The 21,101-nt window shown below is 42.6% G+C and carries 24 protein-coding genes; 14 read left to right on the top strand and 10 right to left on the bottom strand.

Features of this window, described 5'->3' with window-relative positions; translation table 11 throughout:
• Positions 1–65 precede the first annotated feature (65 nt).
• Positions 66–560, top strand: coding sequence for a GyrI-like domain-containing protein (locus IGI66_RS16630; RefSeq protein ID WP_438849649.1), 495 nt, complete (start codon positions 66–68; stop codon positions 558–560).
• A gap of 518 nt (positions 561–1,078) precedes the next feature.
• On the opposite strand, the gene IGI66_RS16635 is transcribed toward IGI66_RS16630, so the two are convergent.
• Positions 1,079–1,693 carry a histidine phosphatase family protein gene (locus tag IGI66_RS16635; RefSeq protein WP_438849650.1) on the bottom strand — a complete coding sequence of 205 codons (615 nt, stop codon included), beginning with the start codon at positions 1,691–1,693 and terminating at the stop codon, positions 1,079–1,081.
• Positions 1,694–1,996: 303 nt separating this feature from the next.
• Between IGI66_RS16635 and IGI66_RS16640 the strand changes: the two genes are divergently transcribed.
• Together IGI66_RS16640 and IGI66_RS16645 are read left to right on the top strand one after the other, a co-directional pair.
• Positions 1,997–2,257: a DUF6442 family protein gene (locus IGI66_RS16640; RefSeq protein WP_438849651.1), complete on the top strand. Its 261-nt coding sequence runs from the start codon at positions 1,997–1,999 to the stop codon at positions 2,255–2,257.
• A gap of 98 nt (positions 2,258–2,355) precedes the next feature.
• Complete coding sequence (locus IGI66_RS16645; protein ID WP_438849652.1) at positions 2,356–3,090, top strand: YdcF family protein; 735 nt, start codon at positions 2,356–2,358, stop codon at positions 3,088–3,090.
• 165 nt (positions 3,091–3,255) lie between these two features.
• Here the strand turns inward: IGI66_RS16645 and IGI66_RS16650 are convergent, their stop codons facing one another.
• The gene (locus IGI66_RS16650) at positions 3,256–3,510 is read right to left on the bottom strand and encodes a hypothetical protein (RefSeq protein ID WP_010778606.1); all 255 of its coding nucleotides are present in this window, start codon (positions 3,508–3,510) and stop codon (positions 3,256–3,258) included.
• Between the two features lie 341 nt (positions 3,511–3,851).
• Between IGI66_RS16650 and aspD the strand changes: the two genes are divergently transcribed.
• The 3 genes from aspD to IGI66_RS16665 all read left to right on the top strand — a co-directional run bounded on the left by aspD (position 3,852) and on the right by IGI66_RS16665 (position 6,992).
• The gene (gene aspD, locus IGI66_RS16655; RefSeq protein WP_438849654.1) at positions 3,852–5,447 is read left to right on the top strand and encodes an aspartate 4-decarboxylase; all 1,596 of its coding nucleotides are present in this window, start codon (positions 3,852–3,854) and stop codon (positions 5,445–5,447) included.
• 188 nt (positions 5,448–5,635) lie between these two features.
• Positions 5,636–6,454, top strand: a complete 819-nt coding sequence (thiD, locus tag IGI66_RS16660; protein ID WP_438849655.1) for a bifunctional hydroxymethylpyrimidine kinase/phosphomethylpyrimidine kinase — start codon at positions 5,636–5,638, stop codon at positions 6,452–6,454.
• Complete coding sequence (locus IGI66_RS16665; protein WP_438849656.1) at positions 6,444–6,992, top strand: ECF transporter S component; 549 nt, start codon at positions 6,444–6,446, stop codon at positions 6,990–6,992. The genes thiD and IGI66_RS16665 overlap by 11 nt, the downstream gene beginning before the upstream one ends.
• 75 nt (positions 6,993–7,067) lie before the next feature.
• On the opposite strand, the gene IGI66_RS16670 is transcribed toward IGI66_RS16665, so the two are convergent.
• Positions 7,068–7,538 carry a helix-turn-helix domain-containing protein gene (locus tag IGI66_RS16670; protein WP_438849657.1) on the bottom strand — a complete coding sequence of 157 codons (471 nt, stop codon included), beginning with the start codon at positions 7,536–7,538 and terminating at the stop codon, positions 7,068–7,070.
• Between the two features lie 62 nt (positions 7,539–7,600).
• The gene (locus tag IGI66_RS16675) at positions 7,601–7,735 is read right to left on the bottom strand and encodes a hypothetical protein (protein WP_438849658.1); all 135 of its coding nucleotides are present in this window, start codon (positions 7,733–7,735) and stop codon (positions 7,601–7,603) included.
• 164 nt (positions 7,736–7,899) lie between these two features.
• On the opposite strand from IGI66_RS16675, the gene IGI66_RS16680 reads away from it, so the two are divergent.
• Together IGI66_RS16680 and IGI66_RS16685 are read left to right on the top strand one after the other, a co-directional pair.
• Entirely contained in the window at positions 7,900–8,046 is a 147-nt protein-coding gene (locus IGI66_RS16680) for a hypothetical protein (RefSeq protein WP_438849659.1), read from the top strand.
• A 516-nt stretch (positions 8,047–8,562) separates the two neighbouring features.
• A complete protein-coding gene (locus IGI66_RS16685) occupies positions 8,563–10,092 on the top strand; it encodes an ABC-F family ATP-binding cassette domain-containing protein (protein ID WP_010778614.1) in 1,530 nt (509 codons plus the stop codon).
• Positions 10,093–10,196: 104 nt separating this feature from the next.
• Here the strand turns inward: IGI66_RS16685 and IGI66_RS16690 are convergent, their stop codons facing one another.
• Positions 10,197–10,640 (bottom strand): hypothetical protein, encoded by a 444-nt coding sequence (locus IGI66_RS16690; protein WP_288227268.1) that lies wholly within the window; start codon positions 10,638–10,640, stop codon positions 10,197–10,199.
• A gap of 160 nt (positions 10,641–10,800) precedes the next feature.
• On the opposite strand from IGI66_RS16690, the gene IGI66_RS16695 reads away from it, so the two are divergent.
• Both IGI66_RS16695 and IGI66_RS16700 read left to right on the top strand, forming a co-directional pair.
• On the top strand, positions 10,801–12,372 hold the full coding sequence (locus IGI66_RS16695) for an Nramp family divalent metal transporter (RefSeq protein WP_438849660.1): 1,572 nt from the start codon (positions 10,801–10,803) through the stop codon (positions 12,370–12,372).
• 161 nt (positions 12,373–12,533) lie between these two features.
• The gene (locus IGI66_RS16700; protein WP_438849661.1) at positions 12,534–12,734 is read left to right on the top strand and encodes a DUF4177 domain-containing protein; all 201 of its coding nucleotides are present in this window, start codon (positions 12,534–12,536) and stop codon (positions 12,732–12,734) included.
• 52 nt (positions 12,735–12,786) lie between these two features.
• Here IGI66_RS16700 and IGI66_RS16705 read toward each other — a convergent pair whose 3' ends face one another.
• The 5 genes from IGI66_RS16705 to IGI66_RS16725 all read right to left on the bottom strand — a co-directional run bounded on the left by IGI66_RS16705 (position 12,787) and on the right by IGI66_RS16725 (position 17,943).
• Positions 12,787–13,521, bottom strand: coding sequence for a DUF5131 family protein (locus IGI66_RS16705; RefSeq protein ID WP_438849662.1), 735 nt, complete (start codon positions 13,519–13,521; stop codon positions 12,787–12,789).
• 132 nt (positions 13,522–13,653) lie between these two features.
• Positions 13,654–14,346, bottom strand: a complete 693-nt coding sequence (gene trpA, locus IGI66_RS16710; protein WP_438849663.1) for a tryptophan synthase subunit alpha — start codon at positions 14,344–14,346, stop codon at positions 13,654–13,656.
• Positions 14,346–15,626, bottom strand: a complete 1,281-nt coding sequence (locus IGI66_RS16715) for a PTS ascorbate transporter subunit IIC (RefSeq protein WP_086304535.1) — start codon at positions 15,624–15,626, stop codon at positions 14,346–14,348. The genes trpA and IGI66_RS16715 overlap by 1 nt, the downstream gene beginning before the upstream one ends.
• An 11-nt stretch (positions 15,627–15,637) precedes the next feature.
• Positions 15,638–15,910 carry a PTS sugar transporter subunit IIB gene (locus tag IGI66_RS16720; protein ID WP_086304534.1) on the bottom strand — a complete coding sequence of 91 codons (273 nt, stop codon included), beginning with the start codon at positions 15,908–15,910 and terminating at the stop codon, positions 15,638–15,640.
• Positions 15,907–17,943, bottom strand: coding sequence for a BglG family transcription antiterminator (locus tag IGI66_RS16725; RefSeq protein ID WP_438849664.1), 2,037 nt, complete (start codon positions 17,941–17,943; stop codon positions 15,907–15,909). The genes IGI66_RS16720 and IGI66_RS16725 overlap by 4 nt, the downstream gene beginning before the upstream one ends.
• Before the next feature lie 202 nt (positions 17,944–18,145).
• On the opposite strand from IGI66_RS16725, the gene IGI66_RS16730 reads away from it, so the two are divergent.
• The 4 genes from IGI66_RS16730 to IGI66_RS16745 all read left to right on the top strand — a co-directional run bounded on the left by IGI66_RS16730 (position 18,146) and on the right by IGI66_RS16745 (position 21,073).
• Complete coding sequence (locus IGI66_RS16730; RefSeq protein ID WP_010778619.1) at positions 18,146–18,415, top strand: hypothetical protein; 270 nt, start codon at positions 18,146–18,148, stop codon at positions 18,413–18,415.
• Positions 18,416–18,453: 38 nt separating this feature from the next.
• Entirely contained in the window at positions 18,454–19,383 is a 930-nt protein-coding gene (locus IGI66_RS16735; protein ID WP_438849665.1) for a DNA/RNA non-specific endonuclease, read from the top strand.
• A gap of 121 nt (positions 19,384–19,504) precedes the next feature.
• A complete protein-coding gene (locus IGI66_RS16740; RefSeq protein ID WP_438849666.1) occupies positions 19,505–20,527 on the top strand; it encodes an LPXTG cell wall anchor domain-containing protein in 1,023 nt (340 codons plus the stop codon).
• 174 nt (positions 20,528–20,701) lie between these two features.
• Entirely contained in the window at positions 20,702–21,073 is a 372-nt protein-coding gene (locus tag IGI66_RS16745; RefSeq protein ID WP_314575619.1) for a YxeA family protein, read from the top strand.
• The last annotated feature ends 28 nt before the right edge of the window (positions 21,074–21,101 follow it).

The following is a 21,101-nucleotide window of genomic DNA, read 5'->3' on the forward strand; positions in this document are numbered from 1 at the left end:
CCATTTGTATTCGATTTCATTCCTTGTTACAATCAGCGTAGGCGTTTATGAAACGGGGGAGAACCATGCAAATTGAGAAGATCACCAAACCTGCGCAAATAATCGTTTCGATGTCCACTCACCTCTCACGTGAGCACATTCCAAATTTCATCGGAACCTCTTTTGTCGAACTATTAGAATACATTCAAAAAAACGACGCTGAGCTCGTAGGAACACCGTTTGTTTCCTATTTGAACTTAGACGATAAAGGGCAGCCGCGAGATGAACTCTTGAGTATCGAGATCGGCTTTCCCATTGACAAAGAAATCCCTTCAACGGAAAAATTTCAAAGTTACGAGCTGCCAAGCTATCAAGCCGTACGCACCTTGTACGTTGGCGATTATGAAGATTTGGCGGACTCTTATGAAGGCCTGATCGACGCGATCAAGCAAGAGAACGGCATCTTTACCTTCCGAAGCTACGAATACTTTTTGACAGACGCTTCGGTGCCACTAGAGGATCAGGAAACAATGATCGAGATGACCTACCGCCCAAAACGAAAAGATCTGATAGCAAATTAGCCGACAGATCCATTCATTAGAATAAAATGAGAGCCCTTCCTGCTATTCGGCGAAGGGCTTTTTTGTGGCTTCTAAGCCTCAAAAGGAGGCCCTCTTAAAACATAAAAACGTTCTTTTATCTCTTAAAAGACCCTTTGCTCGCAAAATAAAAAAACACTTTGAATGAACACATCAAAGAGTTTTTTAAAAGTTATTTATAAGTTGTCGGCGGTTGATTCTTAGAAAAAGAGAAGTATCGAATATTAATTTTCTCTTAATTGATCATTTATAAGCAAAAATTAATCGATTCGACCGCTATTTACCGAAAACAAAAATAGCATTTTTTGTCATACAAATGAAATATATCGTTCCAAAAATAACTATAAAAATCACATGATTTTTCTGGATTACACTTTCAAAATATTCCTTAGTTCTTTTTGAAGGATATAAAAAAGTTTATTATCTTTCGTAAAACATCCCTTTTTATTTACATGATCAAAAATGGGCGGACATTTCTTCATTATTACTCATTTTACTTTTTAGAAGGTTTGTCCCCACACATCGAAATGCACGTCTGCCTCCGAATACGTCATACGCGTCAAGCTTGAATTATCAACGATGCCGCTTTCCCGAATTTTAGCAAGTGGCGCACCCTTTAACGTATTTAGCAGTGCCATCAATAAGATTCCATGACTGACGACCAATAATTTTTCCTCTGGATGGGCCTTCGCCGCTTCGTGAATGACGGCCGTACTGCGAGCGATCAATTGCTCATAGGTTTCCCCATGAAATTTTTGTGCATCAAACAAATCTGGGCGTGTCCGATAATTTTTCAAATCCTCTGGATAGGTCGCCGTGATTCGATCGATCTTCTCACCATCCCAATCTCCTAACCGCATTTCCCGCAGACCCTCTACGACTGTCAGCTCTACCGGGGAATCATTCGCCGCTAAAATAATCTTCGCCGTCGTTTGTGCCCGCATTTGCGGAGAAGACAGCGCACGGTCAAAGCGCACGTTTTTCAAATGCTGCGCCATTCGTTTTGTCGCTTCTACACCAGAAGCAATCAGCGGGGAGTCGACTGTCCCACCATTGAAACGCCCTTCCGCATTGATCTCTGTTTTCCCATGTCGGACAAAATAAAATTCTGTCACACCTCTTCACTCCTATTCAATCGTCCTTCTTCAAATGTTCCCATCTAGTATACACTACTATTCAGTGAATGAGACCAAAAAGAGGAACGATCCCAAAAAATAACTATTTTATTAAATAGTAAGTTCTTTACAGCGTGACATTGTAATCGGATTCATTTATAATGAAAACAACTACCAAAACTTATATTGAACGGTTTTCCCTTTATTTAAGGAGATTGAAAACTTAAATTATAGAAGGAATTAACTCGTAATTAAGTAAAAAATTAGTTCAACCAACAAATCTATTTGAATGGAGGGCATCACATGGAAAAAGATCGCAAACAAACCAGTACTGATCTAGCACTAGCTACTTCAGGAATTTTTAGTTTGATACTTTTCAGTATCCTGATGCTTGCTCGCGTGGTCGAGCATGGCGAATACATGGATCTGATCAGTCTCTTTACGGGTGCTGCCGCTGCATTTTGTTACGGGAAATTTCTTTGGATCAAACAAAAGTCTTGGTTAACACTATCTGTCTTCCTCTTTCTCTTATGTATTTTCTTTTTTATCCGGTACTTATTTTGATTCTTCTCTGCTGGTTTCGTACCAGCAGTTTTTTTCTGCCTGAAAGTTTGCTACTATTATATAGAAGGAATTTTTGATACCTGTTTAAGGAGGACACGATGCTTGATTTAGCTGTGTTGGTGGATTGTCTTACTACGAGTCCGAAGAACCCAACCTTTCACTCGGATACATTAATACTCGCGGGGAACAGCCTGCCTGATTTGATCGTTTCTACAGCCCGCTTTTGCGAAGAAGAAACGGAGATTCAGCGTGTCCTTTTCGTCGGTGGTGTCGGTCACGGCACGGGGCCGCTGATCGCGAATTGTAAAAAGCAATACCCTGCCCTTGTTCGTGAGGAATGGGACACGCTCTCAGAGGCGGAGATCACGCAGGAAATTTTTTCCTTTTACTGCAAACGTCCCCTCACGATGTTGTTGGAAAAACAATCAACAAACACTGGTGAAAACGCCCGTTTTTCTCAAGAGATCTTCCCAGAGGACCCGCCGAAAAATTTTTGGCTCGTTCAAGACCCGTTACTCCAAAAGCGGACCCACGTGACCTTTGCAAAAGAATGGCGACTGCCCTTGTCCGCGATTCAGCCTCTCATTTTTGAGCAGCCTGTACTGATCGCGATGGATACATCGCCTCACTTTTTAAATTCGGCGATGGACACTTGGTGGGACAAGGAATACTTTTTATCCCTTGTCCTAGGAGAGATTCGGCGGCTGAACGACGATGAACGGGGCTACGGACCAAAAGGAACAGGTTTTATTCCCCACGTGGATATCCCAAGAGACGTCTTGGCAAGTTATCGGCGGACCGAGAAGTATCTGGCGAATAACACACGACAATAAAAATCGGCAACAGACAGGAGAAATGACTGTCTGTTGCCGATTTTTTATCTCTGTGTCCTGATCGTACTTTAAAAATGGTCGTTGCTGTCCTGATTCCGTTCATTACACCCATTTTCTCAACCATATGTAAAAAAAGAAGCTCTCAAAAAGGAAAACTTCTAGCTGCTACTCGATCACGGTTCCGACAAAGCCTGCGACCTTATCGAATAAGTCTCCGAAGAAACCTGACACGCTTTGCCATAACCCGCCGAAATTCGGATTCGCGACAAAATTTTGCGCTTGCGCAATCATTTGATCTTTATACACATAAATAATAAATAGCAAAAACAGCACGCCGGCGATACGCCATAAAACTGATCCAACCTTGACCACAAAGAAAACCAGCAACGCGATAAACGCAATAGCTATCAATTGATCCATCTAAAATTCCTCCTTTACTACAACTATCTATCGTTTTAGTCCATTCATTTATAGGATGGGTAACTTATGGATATAGTATGCCTCATTTTTATATTATTTTCATGGGTCGAAAGTCTGATATCTTCTATTATAAGAATTCCTTAAACACCTCATTCTAAGAGTTCTGTAAGCGATCCCCTTCTTACAGCCACATACTTCTCAGCAGTTTATGAAAGAAAACACCTTTTATTTCTTTGTGTTTTAACAGAAATTTTCTCATGAACTCTAAGCGTATTTACGCTGTATTAAAAATTATTCTCGTTACTATGGAGTCAAACTATAGCGTAGAAGGAGTCGTATTTGTGACCACACTTACTGAACAAGCCTTAGAAGAACTAAGCCCCTTTGAATTAAGTCTCTTTTTGGAACAAAAGATTCATGAAAATAAACATGTAACCAATCTTCTGAATGCCGGACGCGGGAATCCCAACTGGACAGCCCCTACTCCTCGAGAAGCGTTCTTTTTACTTGGACAATTTGCGACACAAGAAACGTTGTACGGCACGGGTGAATTAACTGCTGGAATGATCCAAACAGATGCGGGCCGCAGCCAGCGTTTCGCTGATTTTCTGGAAGCTCATCCTGGAAAAGGCGCCGACTTCTTGAAAAAGATTTGGTTCTCTGACAACAACTACCTTGGCATGCCAAAGGAAGAATGGTTGACGGAGATGCTGGATCATATCATCGGCGATAATTATCCGAACCCCGTACGGTGTTTGACCGCCTGCGAAGGACCCATCAAAGCCTATTTGAATCAGGAGCTGTTTTCTGACAGCGCGATCCCCTTCGATATTTTTGCAGTCGAAGGCGGAACCGCAGGTATCTGCTACATCTTTGACACCCTATTCAATAATTTCCTGTTGAATCATGGAGACAAAATCGCGTTGATGCTGCCGACTTTCGCGCCTTACTTGGAAATTCCAGAATTACCGAAGTATGCCTTTGAGATCGTCAAGGTCCAAGCAAAACAAACAATGGTCGACGGCAAAATGACCTACCAATACCCGGACGAAGAAATCAACAAGCTGCGGGATTCAGACATCAAAGCCGTCTTCGTCGTGAACCCAAGCAACCCGACTGCGAATGCGTTGGCGCAACCAACGATTGATCTATTGAAGGACATCGTTGCAACAGACAATCCAGAATTGATGATCTTGACGGATGATGTGTATGGGACATTTGTTCCTGTCTTCACGTCGCTCTTTTCTGAGATTCCTTACAACACCGCCTGCATCTATTCGTATTCAAAATATTTTGGTGCGACCGGCTGGCGCGTCGGAACCATCGCTGTCGCCAAACACAATTTGTTTGATGAATTGATCGCGAACTTGCCGCAAAAACAGATCGACCAATTGAATGCACGTTATGCTTCCCTTACCGCTGATCCAACGACGATCACTTTTATTGATCGGATCGTTGCCGATAGTCGGGACGTCGCATTGAACCACGCTTCGGGACTATCCGCACCACAGCAAGTCATGATGGTGATGTTCAGTCTATACAGCTTGCTAGATGAAGGAAAAGCCTACAAAGCGGAAGTTATGGATATTTGCCGCCAACGAGAAAAACTACTCTTCAGCACTCTTGGGTTGCAAGAACCCCTAGAAGATCTAGACACGGCCTATTACTGTGAGATCAACTACGAAGACTGGTCTCGTAAACGTTACGGCAATGACTTCGCGGATTACTTGAAAAACAAATGGACCGTGACCAAAGTTCTGACTTCCTTAGCGGAAAAAGAACAATTGATGCTGCTGAAAGCTAACGCCTTCGGAAGCAGCGAATGGGCGGTACGGGTGTCCTTAGCGAATTTAGCCACCAATCAATACCCTGAAGTCGGCAAACGAATCATTCGATTGACAGATACGATCCGCGACCAATGGATGAAAACAAAATAACCTACACAAACCTTGAGCCCTGTGCTCGAGGTTTTTTTTTGAAGGAGATGTTTTTCTATTTTTTCTGACTAGTGGTACACTCTACTAAGTACAGTCGCCAATTGGCTGAGTCAAAACAAATCCAATTGGCTGTTTTCAGTGAATCCGTAAAAAGATATGCTATAAAAAAACAAATGGAGCGTTTCTCTATGAAAAAAGTTGCAACAATTGCAGGGTCCGACGCCACAGGCGGAGGCGGACTCGAAGCAGATTTAAAAATCTTTGAAGAATTCGGCACCTTTGGATTAGCAGCGATCACTTCGATCGTCACCCTTGATCCAGCAAACGGGGCCCATCATTTGCATGCCCTCCCGCTCGTGCTGATTCAGGAGCAGATCGCCTCGGTCTTCGCAGGTCCGATCGATGCGATCAAAACGGGACTATTGCCTTCTAAAGAAATCATCGCCCTCGTCAGTGAGGTGATCCCGAAAGATCGGCCGCTTCTCGTTGATCCGGTCATCGGCGGCAAAGGGACGCAGGATTTTATAAAAAACGATCAAGTCCAAGCTTTAAAGGAAACATTACTGCCTCATGCCCTCATTACTACTCCGAACTTGAGAGAAGCAGGCATCTTATCCGAAATGGGAGAACTAACCTCTGAAGCTCAGATGGTGCAGGCTGCCAAAAAAATTGCCCTGCTTGGTGTGCCCAACGTGGTGATCAAGGGCGGAGCTCGATTAGATACAAAAGAAACTGTCGATCTTCATTTCGATGGAAAAACGATCCACCGCTATCCTCATCCCGTCATCGATACACCTTACAATCATGGCGCCGGATGTACCTTCGCGGCAGCGATCACAGCTGCGATCGCGAAAAACTATCCCATCGAACAAGCCATCAAGCTGGCGATTGATTTCGTTCAGGCGGCGATTGCTATGGGAGAAAAAATCAATCCGTATGTCGGTCATGTATGGCATGGCGCGTACACCCACGGAGAAAAACGATTGGAGCTTACTGATGAAGACTGACAAACGCATTCAAAACCTCGTATTGATCGCATTATTTGCGGCATTGACCTTTATAGGGACCATGATCAAGATTCCTTTGCCCACAGGCGCCTTTATCCATTTCGGAAATGCGGTCGTACTGTTGGGGGTACTCTTGATTGGGTACTGGCAAGGCTCGCTGGCAGGCGGGATCGGCTTTTTTATTTTTGATATTTTAAACGGCTTTGCCACCGAAGCACCCTATTTTCTGATCGAGAGCTTTGTCGTAGGTGCTGCCGCTTATGTCGTGTTTCTTCTATTTAAAAAGAAACCGACCCATGTCTATCAAATTATTCTTATCGGTATCTCAGCAGGGATCGCAAAATTTATCATGTCTGTGATCAAAGTGACCGTCATGGGGCTGATCGCTGGTGCCCAGTTAAAACCCGCTTTCTTCGCGGCGATCGCCACGATGCCTGCGACCGTGATCAATATCTTTTCTACTATTCTGATCGTCAGCCTTGTGTTCTTTGCTCTACGCCGGGCGATGCAGATGATTTTTCACAATCAGCCGATTTAATGCTATACTAAATGTCCTTGGCAGGGGCGAAAGCTTATAAAAGAGCGGCTAACACTTTGATTGTTAGCCGCTCTTTTACTCTTTCATTGATGGAACTTCATAGTATTCTTCACTCATGATGTCGCGATACACTCCTGGGATGGATTTCCAAGAAATAAACGAGATTCTCTTCACATAGGTCCCCTTATGCTGGACCAATGCATAATTTTTTCCCTCTGGCGCTTGCCCTCCTTGAAAATCTAGAAGAATTCCTTCACCAAAAGGGTCATCAGCAACCCAAATGTTCTTGTAAGGATTGGGAAATTGTGGCACTTTTCCATCTTCTCGATATTTTTTTCCTCCATTATAAGTTACGGAAGTTGTAAGTGTCGCATACCCGATGTTCATCTTCATAAACGGATTCAACCGATCCACCCACTGATTTTGATTTTGATACTGTGTCAAAAAGATCATTCCTCCGAATAAGGCAAGAATCATCCCAATGAGAATGGTCCTATATACTTTTTTTAGCCGAACATCCTTATCAATCTTTTTTACGACTTTCACATCTCCCCTCAATAAACTATCCAATGACACGTTGAAAAGTTCACTCAGCTCTACCAGTAAGGTCAGTTCGGGATACGTTCGCCCCGTTTCCCATACGTGTCAATGAATTGAAAATCCTCCGCCATCAGAGCAATAATGTCCAGCACCTGTTGGTGATTGATCGCCTCCACAAACTGTTCTATAATTTTCTTTCTCATCGTTTCCTCCAAAAAAAGTTCTTTCTTTTATTATACCAAGCATTCCACACGTCAAATTTTAAATAATTAAAATTTTTTATGAATACAAAATCGTTTTATTATTATCTTCTAATGTGTTATACTTTTATTTGTAACTTTGTTATTAAAAGAAAGGAGGAAAAAACATGACTTTTTTTGACCAAGAAAAACCGTACCGTGTGACATTTGATTTAAAAGAGAACATCCTTATCGTTTACTCTACCCTCACTGGACAACAAGGAACTGGAATCACCATTGAACAAGCGATCTATGACTTAAAAAAATCTGCTTAAGGAGCGCATCTTTCAATGAATGAAGCCTATAGTTAAACGCCTCTGCTTGTAAATCGAAAGCAGAGGCGTTTTTGTGTCGTCATCTTACATAATTGTTCGTTTACCATAAGGGGAATCCATGTCTCTTTGCCCCTCTTCCAAGCTATACTAAGGCAACCAAAAAATTACGGAGGTTGAAAATTATGAAAAAATTGTTATTTCCATTCTTCGCTGTGAGTTATTTGTTGGCCCATGTGACCTTGCATCTGTCCCTTTATCCAATTGGCTGGATTTCTAGTTTGTTTCAGTAAGAGGGAGATTGAATGATAAATCTATTGATGGAATGCTTTAACAGTATGATCAGTTGGGCAGTGGGAACTTTTGGACAAATGATCGATGTTCTTTCGGACATCATTGTTTACCTCTTCTCCGCACAGCTTTAAAAAGTGGTAGAGTCCTGAAAATGGGCTCTTTTTTTCTTGACTATCTGCTCCTTTTATTAGATGATGGGAATTTGAGTAAGAAAGTAGGAGAAACATGAGTATCTTAGATTTAACAGGGATCGCCCAACAATTTGGCGACAAGATCCTGTATGAGGATTTAGAATTACATTTGAATAAAGGGGAACATCTTGGTCTGATCGGACAAAACGGTGCGGGAAAAAGTACCTTGATCAAAATAATTACCGGAGAACAGTTACCGGATGAAGGCACCATTGCTTGGCAAAAAAATATCCATGTCGGTTATTTGGATCAGTATGTGGAAGTCGATCCGACGCTGTCGATCAAGGATTTTCTTAAAACGGCGTATGCGGCAGACTTTGCCAAAGAAGCCAGAATCGGTGAGCTTTACATGGAGTATGGAGAGTCCATGGAGGACAAGCTGCTGGAAAAAGCCGGCAAGCTTCAAACCGAATTGGACCAAGGCGATTTCTATCAGATCGACACCTTGATCGCTGAAATGAGCAGCGGCTTGGGCTTGGATGTTTTAGGCATGGACACGCCGCTGGAAGATTTGAGTGGTGGGCAACGGTCGAAGCTGATCTTGGCAAAATTATTGCTGGAAAAACCAGACGTTCTTATTTTGGATGAACCGACAAACCATTTAGATGATGAACACGTGGCGTGGTTGAGTCAGTTTTTACAGGAATTTGAAGGCACATTTGTGGTTATTTCCCATGACCGCGACTTTTTAAATCAAATCACGACCCACATCGCGGACATAGAATTTGGCAAGCTGACCAAGTACACAGGGAACTTGACGAAGGCATTAAAGCAAAAGGAACAATTCCAAGAAACTTATATGAAGCAATATGCGTCACAAAAGAAACAAATCGAGAAAACTGAAGCCTACATCCGCAAATACAAGGCGGGTTCTCGTTCAACGATGGCGAAAAGTCGGCAAAAGCAATTAGACAAGGTCGAACGGTTAACGCCGCCTTCTTCAAATGCCATTGCACACTTCGAGTTTCCTTATGCGCCGATCGTAACGACATTGGCACTTGAAACGACCGATTTAGAGATCGGTTATCAACGACCGCTGCTGCCACCGATCAACGTTACCCTGCGTTACGGCGAAAAAGTCGCGATTCGCGGCTTTAACGGCATCGGGAAATCGACGCTATTAAAAACTCTGATTGGCGCGATCCCGAAACTCGACGGAGAATTCCATTTTCCAGCGAATACAAAGGTCAATTATTTTGAACAAGATCTTCAATGGGAAAACCCATACCAAACACCGCTGCAATACCTAAGCGATCATTTCCCGAAAGAAACGGTCAAAGAATTGCGGAAGCATTTAGCAAAAGCAGGTCTGCCAAACCAATTGGCACAGGAACCTCTCAGCACACTTAGTGGTGGCGAGCAAACGAAAGTCAAGTTGTGTCAAATGACCATGCAAAAAGGCAACCTCTTGATTCTCGATGAACCGACAAACCACATCGACCAAGCGACAAAAGACAGCTTGCGTGAAAGCTTGGCGAATTTCGCTGGTACAGTCATCGTGGTTTCCCACGAAGAAGGCTTCTATCAAGACTGGACCGATCGTGTGATCGAGATCAGTCAATAACTAAAAAGAAAGCCAAACGGCGAATTTCTTTCCTAATGAAAAGAAATTCGCCGTTTTACTTTGCGTTTGTAAAGTATTTTCTGTTTTTACTTTCTACGCACATTTTAGAGCCACTGAAGTGTTTCCTTTTCTTCGTCACTTAAGCCGAAGCTTTCAGGGTAGTTTTCCACTCGTTCACGTAATTTTGGAACCTCTGCCCCGCTTTTCACTAAAATATCAATACCGGCGGGAGTAACCAAAGACTTCTCAAAACGAATCACTAAAACATCCCCCTTCATCGTCACGACCTGCCATTGACTCGTCAACACCTTCAACAGTCCTAATCCGCGCCAGACAAATCGCCCATCTTTCAAGCGGTCGATCCCTTTGATCTGCTTCGTTTTGTCCTTTGCCTCATATTCCACCAAATCCAGTAATTCTACTGTGTTTTTTTCTGTCCGCTTATAGGTAATCCGCGGACGTTTTCGCTTTTCAGACAGCCACATGGGAAATGTCGTTCCTTTGATCTCCCAAGTCCCATCGAGCTGTGTATGCCACGCTGTCATCATTCCACCTCTTTTTCTTCCTTTTAGTGTAAAATAAAAGGAATTCATGACAAAGAAATATGCTCTCGAAAAATTTTAGGTATACCGAATTTTTTTCTTTTCATTTCCTGATTTTGGGTGTATGATTGCAACGTAGAAAAGTTTATAGAAAGGTGGGAGCTTCTTGAGTAAGAATAAACATCCCATTTTAGAACATACAAACGGACTTTCCCTAGAGGAAGTCAACGGTACGATCAAAGTACCAAAAGGAAAAAGCTTTTGGCGAACCCTCCTCGCCTATTCCGGACCGGGAGCACTCGTCGCTGTCGGCTATATGGACCCAGGAAACTGGTCGACCTCTATTACTGGGGGACAAAATTTCCAATACCTATTGATGTCTGTCATCTTGCTATCTAGCTTGGTTGCCATGCTGCTGCAATACATGGCCGCAAAATTAGGGATCGTCACTCAAATGGACTTGGCACAAGCCATCCGCGCGAGGACAAGCAAAGCCTTGGGGATCGTCCTTTGGATCTTGACGGAATTAGCCATCATGGCAACAGACATCGCGGAAGTCATCGGGGCAGCCATCGCGTTGTATTTGCTGTTTGATATTCCACTGGTCATCGCGGTCTTCATTACCGTATTCGATGTCTTTTTATTGCTGCTGCTGACAAAAGTCGGTTTCCGAAAAATCGAAGCCATCGTCGTCTGCTTGATCTTCGTGATTCTCTTCGTCTTTATTTATCAAGTAGCACTCTCCGATCCAAACTGGGGAGAAGTCTTCAAAGGATTCATTCCGACTAGCGGTACCTTCGCCAATGAACCGGCGATCGGCGGACAAACCCCGTTGACTGGTGCTCTCGGAATCATCGGCGCGACAGTGATGCCTCACAATCTATACCTGCACTCGGCCGTTTCGCAAACGCGCCAGGTCAACCATGACGATGAAGAAGAAGTGGCGAGTGCCGTGCGCTTCACTACTTGGGATTCAAATATTCAACTGTCGATGGCCTTTTTAGTCAATGCGCTGCTCTTGATCATGGGTGTGGCTGTCTTCAAAACAGGAACGGTGAAAGACCCTTCTTTCTTCGGATTGTATGAAGCCTTGTCAAATCCAGCGACGATGAGTAACGGGATCTTGATGAGCGTCGCGAAAACAGGTGCATTGTCCACGTTGTTCGCTGTGGCACTTCTGGCTTCAGGCCAAAATTCGACGATCACAGGAACATTGACCGGACAAGTTATTATGGAAGGCTTCGTTCACATGCGGATGCCGATTTGGCTCCGCCGTTTAGTAACGCGGCTGATCTCGGTGATCCCTGTATTGATTTGTGTAATGCTCACGCGAGGTGACACGATCGTGCAAGAACACGAAGCGCTGAATGACCTCATGAACAATTCACAAGTTTTCTTGGCCTTTGCCCTGCCATTCTCCATGCTGCCGCTGCTAATGATGACCAATAGCACGGCGGAAATGGGCGAACGCTTCAAAAACAAACGAATCATTCAATTGCTTGGCTGGGTTTCCGTAATCGGATTGACCTATTTGAATTTGATTGGTCTGCCAAGCCAAGTCGAAGGCTTCTTCGGCGACAGCCCATCAACCATGGAGATCGCCACAGCGGATACGATTGCGTATGTTTTGATCGCCGCTGTTCTGGCCTTGCTTCTCTGGACGATCGTGGAACTCCACAAAGGCAACAAACGCGTCGCTCTTGCAGCAAAGGAATTAGAGGAAGAGTTTGACGATTAAATACCTGCAAAAAAAGTTCTTGGGACGCCGCGAAGGGTTCCAAGAACTTTTTCTGACTTCAAAGTGAACAACCGTAATAAAAATCACTGCTTGTTTCATTGCAAATGAGCATTTGATTATAGTAAAATGAGGAAAAACAAATAAATCTAAAGGAGCGCATCATGTACGAATACAAATCAGAAGTTTTATACACTAAAACCAAATGGACAACAGACAAAGCTGAAGACAACGACCTCTTCGAATTGGATAACTTGATCAATCAACGAGCACAAGAAGGCTGGGAGCTTGTCACCTACTCCTACATGTCTACCTCGTTACAGCTCAAAGGCGCTACGTTGATCACCTTCAAAAAGGCACGGTAATCCGCTTTTATAGTCAAAGCTGCCAATAATGGCGGCTTTTTTTGAGTTTCTTTTAACGATTCGTGGGCGTCTTCTCCTCTGGATACCAGTTGATTTCTGCTTTTTTCGCTTGAGAAAATAATTGCCGATAATTCAGTTGATACGATCGCCCGTCCTTTATAAAATGCGTGCCGCATTGGCGAAACTCGAAGGGAACCCCCCGCATTACCGCTTCTTCCCGCAGCTTCAATACCCATTCATACGCTAACGGACGCGCCTCGCGATGGTATTCGCCGCCTGCCATCACTAATTCTATATCGTCTAGATACTTCTGAATCGTCACCTCTTCAATCAACGGCTGACAAATAATATTCTTGTGTTTGATAGGAAGCTTTTGTAAAAGCGCCAATCGCTGATCTGCACGGGCTTGATTCTCCACAGAAACCCCGATCGTGACATTCTCATACCCGTCACCCCAATCCTCCGGCACAACAGATAAAAAGCGCTCGATGCGTTTTGTCAAAAAAATAAACTGCAAATCTGGTCGTTCTTTGATCATCTGCCAACATTCTCCCCGCCACGCGTCCGCTTCTTCTATTAGGAAGTCGCTGGAAAAACATACGTAGACCTTTTGACCGCCCTTCATTTTGTACCCATTTTTCGTTTTTTTGATCGGTGCATCAAATTGCGCGGACTTCTCGATTTTACTGGTATCAACCGCTCTTTTTTGGTCGCCTTCATGAATAAAGCAGTAGCGACACCCTTCACTGACTCGACGACAGCCTCGCCAAGGATTCCAAAATGCCATATACCCACCTGCCCTTTTCTTTTTATCTTAACAAATTTAAATAGATAAATATGCTTTTTAATAGAAGAATTATACTAGAAAATTTGAGGAGAAAGAAAAAACTTACTTCACTAATAGTGAAGTAAGTCCCTGCTAATAAGCTGTTTGAATCTCACTTAGATAGCTTTCTATCCCTGTGATGCCCTCTTTATTGTAACGATTGATGAATTCAGAGCCAATGATTGCTCCATCTGCACCATTTTTCAAAATGCTAAGAATGTCCTCTGGACTTTTTACTCCAAAGCCGACGAACACAGGCAATGCAGTATTCTTTTTCACGTAAGGCAGTAGTTCAGTATACTCACTTGGCAAATGAGCAAATTCACCTGTTTTTCCTTCTCCAGAAACTAAATAAATGAATTGAGCACTTTGAGATAATTTTGGATCTATTTCTGCCTTTGACATTGTGTGATTAAAGATATGGACAAATCCTGAAAAATCTCTTCTATCTAGCACTTTATCCACACATAAAAGTGCGTCATACAAATTTTTAGAAAGCCGCCGCAAGTTAAACTGTTCAACACCTTCAGAGTAAGTCATTAAAATAATTTTGAAGGAATAGCGTTCCCGTATCTCACTCAGCATCGAAGTGATTTTTTCAGTGCTCAAGTCGGAGAGGACTTTTGCTTGCGATTCTTTGACCGTCGTTCCGTCTAAATAAGGATCGAAAACAGGAATCCCTAGTTCAACATACCCTACGTTAAATTTTTCAACTGTATCTAGAATCTCAAAAAATTTCTGTTTTGTTGGATAACCGAACGTCACATACAACACTAGATTTTTCATTAAGCACCTCCAAGCAGTTGAAGTACCCAACCCAATATTGGACCATATACAGTATAATCGGTCTCACTGAGAATGCGCATGATCGGGGCATAACTGCCCACCATCGGAAGTAAGAACGCCTGACCAAAAATCAAGAGAAAGCCATTTGCCAATGAGCCGATGATCGCACCTCTTCGTCCGCCGTGGGCATTTCCAAAAATAGCTGTTGCTGCCCCTGTAAAAAAGGTAGGGATCAACGCTGGAAATACAACGACTGGATAATTTAAAGCCCCTAGAAGCAGCATGCCTACTAAGCCAGACACCAAACTACACAAGAAACCAACAATCACTGAGGTTGGATAGTTAGGAAACAGCAAGGGAATATCGAGACCTGGCTTTGAATTTGGAATGATTTTATTCGCAATTCCGTGGAATGCTGGAATGATCTCTGAGAGCATCATCCTTACACCTGTGATGATAACCGTGATCCACATACCAAATTCAACACCGCGTAATAAAGAAAAGACAAAAATATCTTGACCACCGGTAACATTTTCCATTGTCCAGCTAGGTGTTGCAAAAAGACTAACGGCTAAAAACAACACGGTCATAACCAATGTTAAGGCAATCGTCATCTCTCTTAAAAAGTTTAATTTTTTAGGAATTTCCATTTGTTCTAAATCATGCTCTTTGTTTCCAAAAACTTTAGCCAGTAAAGTCGCAACCAGCAACCCAAAAGAACTCGAGTGGGCTAAAGTAAATCCTTCTCCACCTTTGACCCCTTTTATACAAACGGCTACGTAAGCACAACTCAAAGTCATATATAATCCCAAGAGGACTGCACCTACAGCAACGATGCTAGTAAACGACAAATTCGTATTGAATTTCAGCAAAGCTGCAATCAAGCCTGCAAAGAAAAAGGACACATGAGCAGATAAATGAACATATTTAAAACGAGTAAAACGTGCCAGCAACAGGTTGATCAAAAAACCAAACGCAAAGATCAGCGCCATTTCTGTGCCGATATCCGCAAAGCTTTCTGCTTGAGCAGCACCGATATTGGATGAAAAGGACTGCATATCGAATACTTTAGAAATCATTTGCTGTAGTGGCAGCAGAGCCACCCCTAATGTTTGCCCGCCGACATTGATCATGGTGAACCCGATCATTGTTTTTAGCGTACTAGGTAGAATTTGATCCCACGATTTCTTCTGAGCGACCATTCCGACAATAACGACCATCCCAATAATAAAAACGGCTTGGCTTAATACATTATTTACCAAATATAAAAAGACCGACATGTTTAGACCTCCTATTCATTAATCGCTTTTAATAATTGCTCTTTTAAATATTCTTTATCCATCATATTGTCAATACGTACGATAGTCGCTGTTGATTCTCTCAGTGTGTCCGCAAAATCTGATGTGGTAATCAAAATATCATAACTATTTGGATCAACAGAGCCGATATCCGCTGCATCAACAGTCGCCTCAATTTTTTCTGCATCCAAAATTTGTTGTGTAAACAATCGCATCATCATGCTGCTTCCAACACCTGCTCCACATACTGTTACAATCTTTATCATGAGTTTTTTCCTCCTTTAATCATAGCTAAAATCTCTTCTGGTTTTTCTGCGTTTAGAAAACGCTGTACATTTTCTTCGTGTGACAAAATCTCTACCAATTCCGCTAACGCTTTTAAATGCGTTTGATGATCCACCGCACATAGACCAATCACGATTCTTACCGGATCGTTTTTAGGATGCCCAAATACGACCGGCTCTTTCAAAGTAACAATACTGAAGCCTACATCTAAAGCCCCTTCTTCGGGACGAGCGTGAGGCATCGCGATTCCTGGGGCGATGACGATGTACGTGCCATTTATTTCAACATTTTTTAACATCCCATCAATGTAACTTTCAGTTGCCAAACCACTTTTTACTAACAATTCGCCGCTTCTTCTGACTGCTGTATCACGATTTTCCGCAAGATAGTGAAGATCAATCAGATCCTCTGTCAATATTTCTTTAAGCATAGGTTGATACTCCTTTTTCAATTTCTTCTCCGATTTAAGGTTCAAATAGGTTTCAAACTCTTCTGATAACTGTTCTACTTGTTGAGGCGTCAATTCCACATAATTTTTCACCATGCTGATTAATTTTTCTAGACTGACTTCATGGTAGATGGGCTTGATGAATCCGCTGATGATCCCGATATCTTCCTCTGATAAGTAAGGATTTACATGAACAAAGGGCACGCTTTTTAGCTTCAAAGGAATCGTAGTAATGACTAGGTCAACCTTATTATTTGCAAGCCATTTGATCCCTTCTTTTTCGCCAAAGGTTTCAATTACATCAACATTAAAAATATTCTTTATTTTGCTTTTGAGAATCTCTGAGGTACTTATCCCGGCGTGGCAGATAATCACTATTTTTGTTTTATGGGGTACATAAAATTTTTGACGCTCTAGCGAAGCCGCAAAAAATAACGTAAAGAAACTAAGTTCGTGCTCTGTGAACTTAACCTTCAGCATTTTTTCAATCAGGAAAATATGTGTACGAATGATTCCGTGCAATGTTTTGTAATGTTCTAACACATACTCATACATAGGGTTTTCCAATGCTTCGTTTGCTAAGGTTCGCTGATAGGCAGGACGTAAATGATTGATCAGCCCTTCATACAATTTTTGATCACTTTTGAAATCTACGTCAGGAAGTTCATCACTCACTGCTGTAATGAATGTTTCAACAACTAAATTGAATGTCACCCATTTGTCAGATAATAATTCTTGGTACTTAGTAATTGAGGCTTCAGAAAGCTTATTTGCCAAGAACTTAAGCTCCATAGAACTGATTTGATGATCGAACAGCTCATCTAATTCCCTATGGTGTTCCCGAAGCGCGTGTTCCTCCCTCGTTAATAATTCCTTTTCAGCAACGGACAAAAGCGTTTTTCCTAGAGCCATTCTTTTCTTGGCGATCCAAAAGTGAATAATCACTTTTTGAATGGCCTCATCACTCAATTGAATCCCTAGTTTATGACAAATTTTTTCTATAAATACTTCTATGTCTAGTAATACCTGCTGTTCAAACTTATAGTGTTCTGTTTCAAACAGCAACGGATCTCTTTCAACCGTAGCAGCCAATAAATTACGAATATTCCGCTCTTCACCATTGATTCTGTACCCTCGAAAAGGAATCGTCTCTAAATCAATGTTGTTTTCACTAAGCTTTTTTCGAATCGCTTGTAAATCACTTAATAATGTATTTTTAGAAATGAGTGTCTTTTTCAATAAATCTTCCGTGCAGAAAATTTCTGTTGAAAGTAAAATAGATTCTAGTATACGTACTCTTCTAATAGATTTATCGCTACTAACAAACTCACTGTTCAAGAGCAATAATTTTTCAATCGCCACAGGACTTTCTACAGTGGCATACACGCGCCCTTTGTCTATAACAATTAATTCTTGAGAATCCGCAGCGAGTGTTTCATTAAGCTTATTGATGTCGTTGTAGATCGTTCGCGTACTTACTTGAAATCGTTCGGCCAATTGAGTGATTTCAACTTCAGTTCCTTTTTTTGCTAGCAAAGTATATAAATTTGATAATCGATTATCCATAAGCGTTCCTCCTAAATTTAGTATAAGGTATTATGCACGAACAGAAAAAGAACAGTTCGCTTCAAACTTTTTGAAAGGAACTGTTCTAGGGCCTTTCAGAGGCCCCTTTACGAGATCGGCCTTTGACATTTCGTTATCAGAGCATTTATTAAGTAAAAATGCTAAAATTAACCCATAAAGAATAAAAAAATGAGGTGATTAGTTGGAAGAGTATCGCGGTTTGCTAGAAAAAACGATTTTACTGCAAGAAAAGCCTATTATGATGTCCTTGCTCATCATGACCGATGGGGAGAATAAGACTGAAGTCTTGATCAAGGACCGCTATTTATCTAGTTATGTGTTCCGCCTGCCGGACAATAAATATATGATCCATATCGAAGGGCGGCGCAACAAGCGCAATCAGCTCGTTGCAAAGCATTTTGAGATCATGAATCCTGATGAATACATCAAGATCATCGGCGCACCGGAATAACGAGGCTATGAAGTAAAAAAAGAATAGGAGCAATTCTCTTGTCAAAGAAAACTAAACTAGTTGTTGCGATCGTGATCGCGGCAGCTAGTTTCGCTGTTTACAGCACAATGAATCTTGGATCAGAACCAAAAAAATCCGATCCGGCAACCACGCAGGCACCCTCTCAAGCGCAGGTAAATCCCACACAACAGGAATTGTCCGCACTGGATTATGAAGGAACGCAAACGATCGAGATCAACCAAAACAACCCGACTTTTTCTGAAGAAGACCTTGCCGCTGCACAGGGACCATGGGAAAAGTATGGGGATCTGGATCGGCTGAATCGGGCAACCGGCGCGGAAGCTCTGCTGAATAAAAAGCTGATGCCGACGGAAAAACGCGGCGAGATCGCCAGTGTCACCCCCACCGGCTGGCACAACAAAAAAATCAACGGGCAATACCTTTTTAATCGTTCACATTTGATCGGCTATCAGCTGACCGGACAAAATGCGAATTGGAAAAATTTGATTACCGGCACGCGTCAATTGAACAGCCCGGAAATGCTGCGCTTTGAAATGGATATCAAGTATTATTTAGAGAAAAGCAGCAAGAATTACGTCCGCTATTCTGTCGTGCCGATTTTTCGTGGAGACGAGCTTCTGGCTCGAGGGGTCCACATGATGGCACAATCCGTCGACAGCAACGAAGTGCACTTCAATGTTTACATTTTTAACGTCCAAAAAGGGGTCACTCTAAACTACGCTGATGGAACGAGCATCGTCAGTGACACTTCGCAGCCCTCTAGCGCCTCTTCAGAATCTGAGACGGCACGCTATGTTGACGGCAACGGCAAAGGGTTGATTAAAGGATCGAAAAGCGGTGTTTATCATCTTCCCGGCAGTAAGTATTATGACAACACGACGAATCCGAAAGCCTGGTTCAAAACCGTTGATGAAGCTAAAAAAGCGGGTTATCGCCCCGCAAAATAATTTTGAAAATTTTTTCACATTTCTTCTTTACAGATATATTTCTTATGTTACAATAATATTACGAAATAAACGTATTACTTTGTTTACATTTATAGAACCAGTTGGAAAAGGAGAGATCATTTTGAAAAGAACATTTTTTGCGTTAGCCTTATTGCTTTTATTCCCTTTAGGCGTGAAGGCCGAAACGGAAACTTCTACAACAGCGGAGCAATCCCCTGCAACGACTGAACAAGCAGCTCCTGCAAACGTTCAAAGCAGCGACAGCGCAACAGTTGAGTCGAACGCTTACGGTGAATCAAGCACAGCGCCAAGCAATAACAGCGATGTAAAGGACATTGAGAAAGCAAAGGATGATACCGTCGATCAAATCGAAAAAGAAACCGGCGTGAAAAAAAGCAGCGATCCTGTGGGCAATGAACAAGACCCCGCTAAAATCCGTGAGATGCTGAAGGACGATTCAATGAAAAGCATCCTGTCTCCTAGCGAAGTCGACGGCTATACTGATCAGCAGCTATTGAATGCCATGACCCTTTGCCAACGAATCGGTACAGATACCTACGGCTTAGACGTTGGCGGCTATGCTCGGATTCTTCAAGCGCTCTACAAAGACAAAACCTTGTCTTGGAGCAAGATCGAGAATATCTTAAATTACAATCCAAGTGACTACAAGAATGCTATCGAGATGGTGGACCAAATCGACAGCCTGCAAGCCTATTTAGCAGCCGTTTACCCTAGCAACAGCTCGTTTATGGCGATTCGCCAAATGAGTAATCAAGAATTGACCAACGTCTTGACCTACATCTCTCCGATCCAAGAAAAAATGATCGCGGCAGATGGCGACTTCTTCCCTGGCATCATCGCATGGATCAGCCGCTATTCAGCTAAAGACGATGTGCGAAATGGCGCTGCTGGCACCAACAGTACGACGGAAACGACAACGACGTCTGAAAGCACCACAGCCACCTCAACTACTCAAAGTGCTGAAAACAAAACGCCGGCTTCCTCAGACAATGACAAAAAAGAAGACAAAGGCGGCTTCTTACCAAAAACTGGAGAAGAAAGACGAACATGGCTGACTGTCGCTGGTGTCCTTATTCTAGTGATCATCGCATTTGTCATGATTCGACGCAACCGTAAAAAATAACTAATACCTGCCCTGCGATCAACAGAATCGCGGGGCTTTTTTTGTGATTTTGATGCTGAAAAAATAGACGTGTGACAGTTTTGTTAGGCGCAGATAGGACTCCCGCCCGATTTTCGCTCCTGTCTTTCTTGATAAGCTAAGAGTATCAAATTTGAGAGGACGATCATGAGAACTATGATAAAAAAACTACTCGGCATTCTTGCCAGCATCGCCATTTTACTATTTGGAGCAATGCTTTATTCAAAAAATTCATCTAGCGAGGTAGCCGGTATCTTGGATCAGCTTAACCCGTTAGTTCCTAAAAGTGAACTCTATGTAAAAACAACCAAACCACAATCCGTCAATGGATACGGCACAGCTACTTACCAGCAAATCGCCGCCAATGAAAACGGCAAAACAAGGACGGTCCAATTCAATGGACTCTCTGAATTAAAAACCGATCGCTATTTGAAGCTGACCAATAAAGGCAGCCACATCGAGACCTACGAGGAAGTCCGCCGCGACCAAGTCCCCGAAAAAGCTTTAAAGGAAATTGATCCGCGGTAATGAAAAAAGTTCGTCTGTCACTACTGAC

It is taken from the genome of Enterococcus sp. AZ048 (assembly GCF_051715125.1).
GTDB lineage: Bacteria > Bacillota > Bacilli > Lactobacillales > Enterococcaceae > Enterococcus_A > Enterococcus_A gilvus.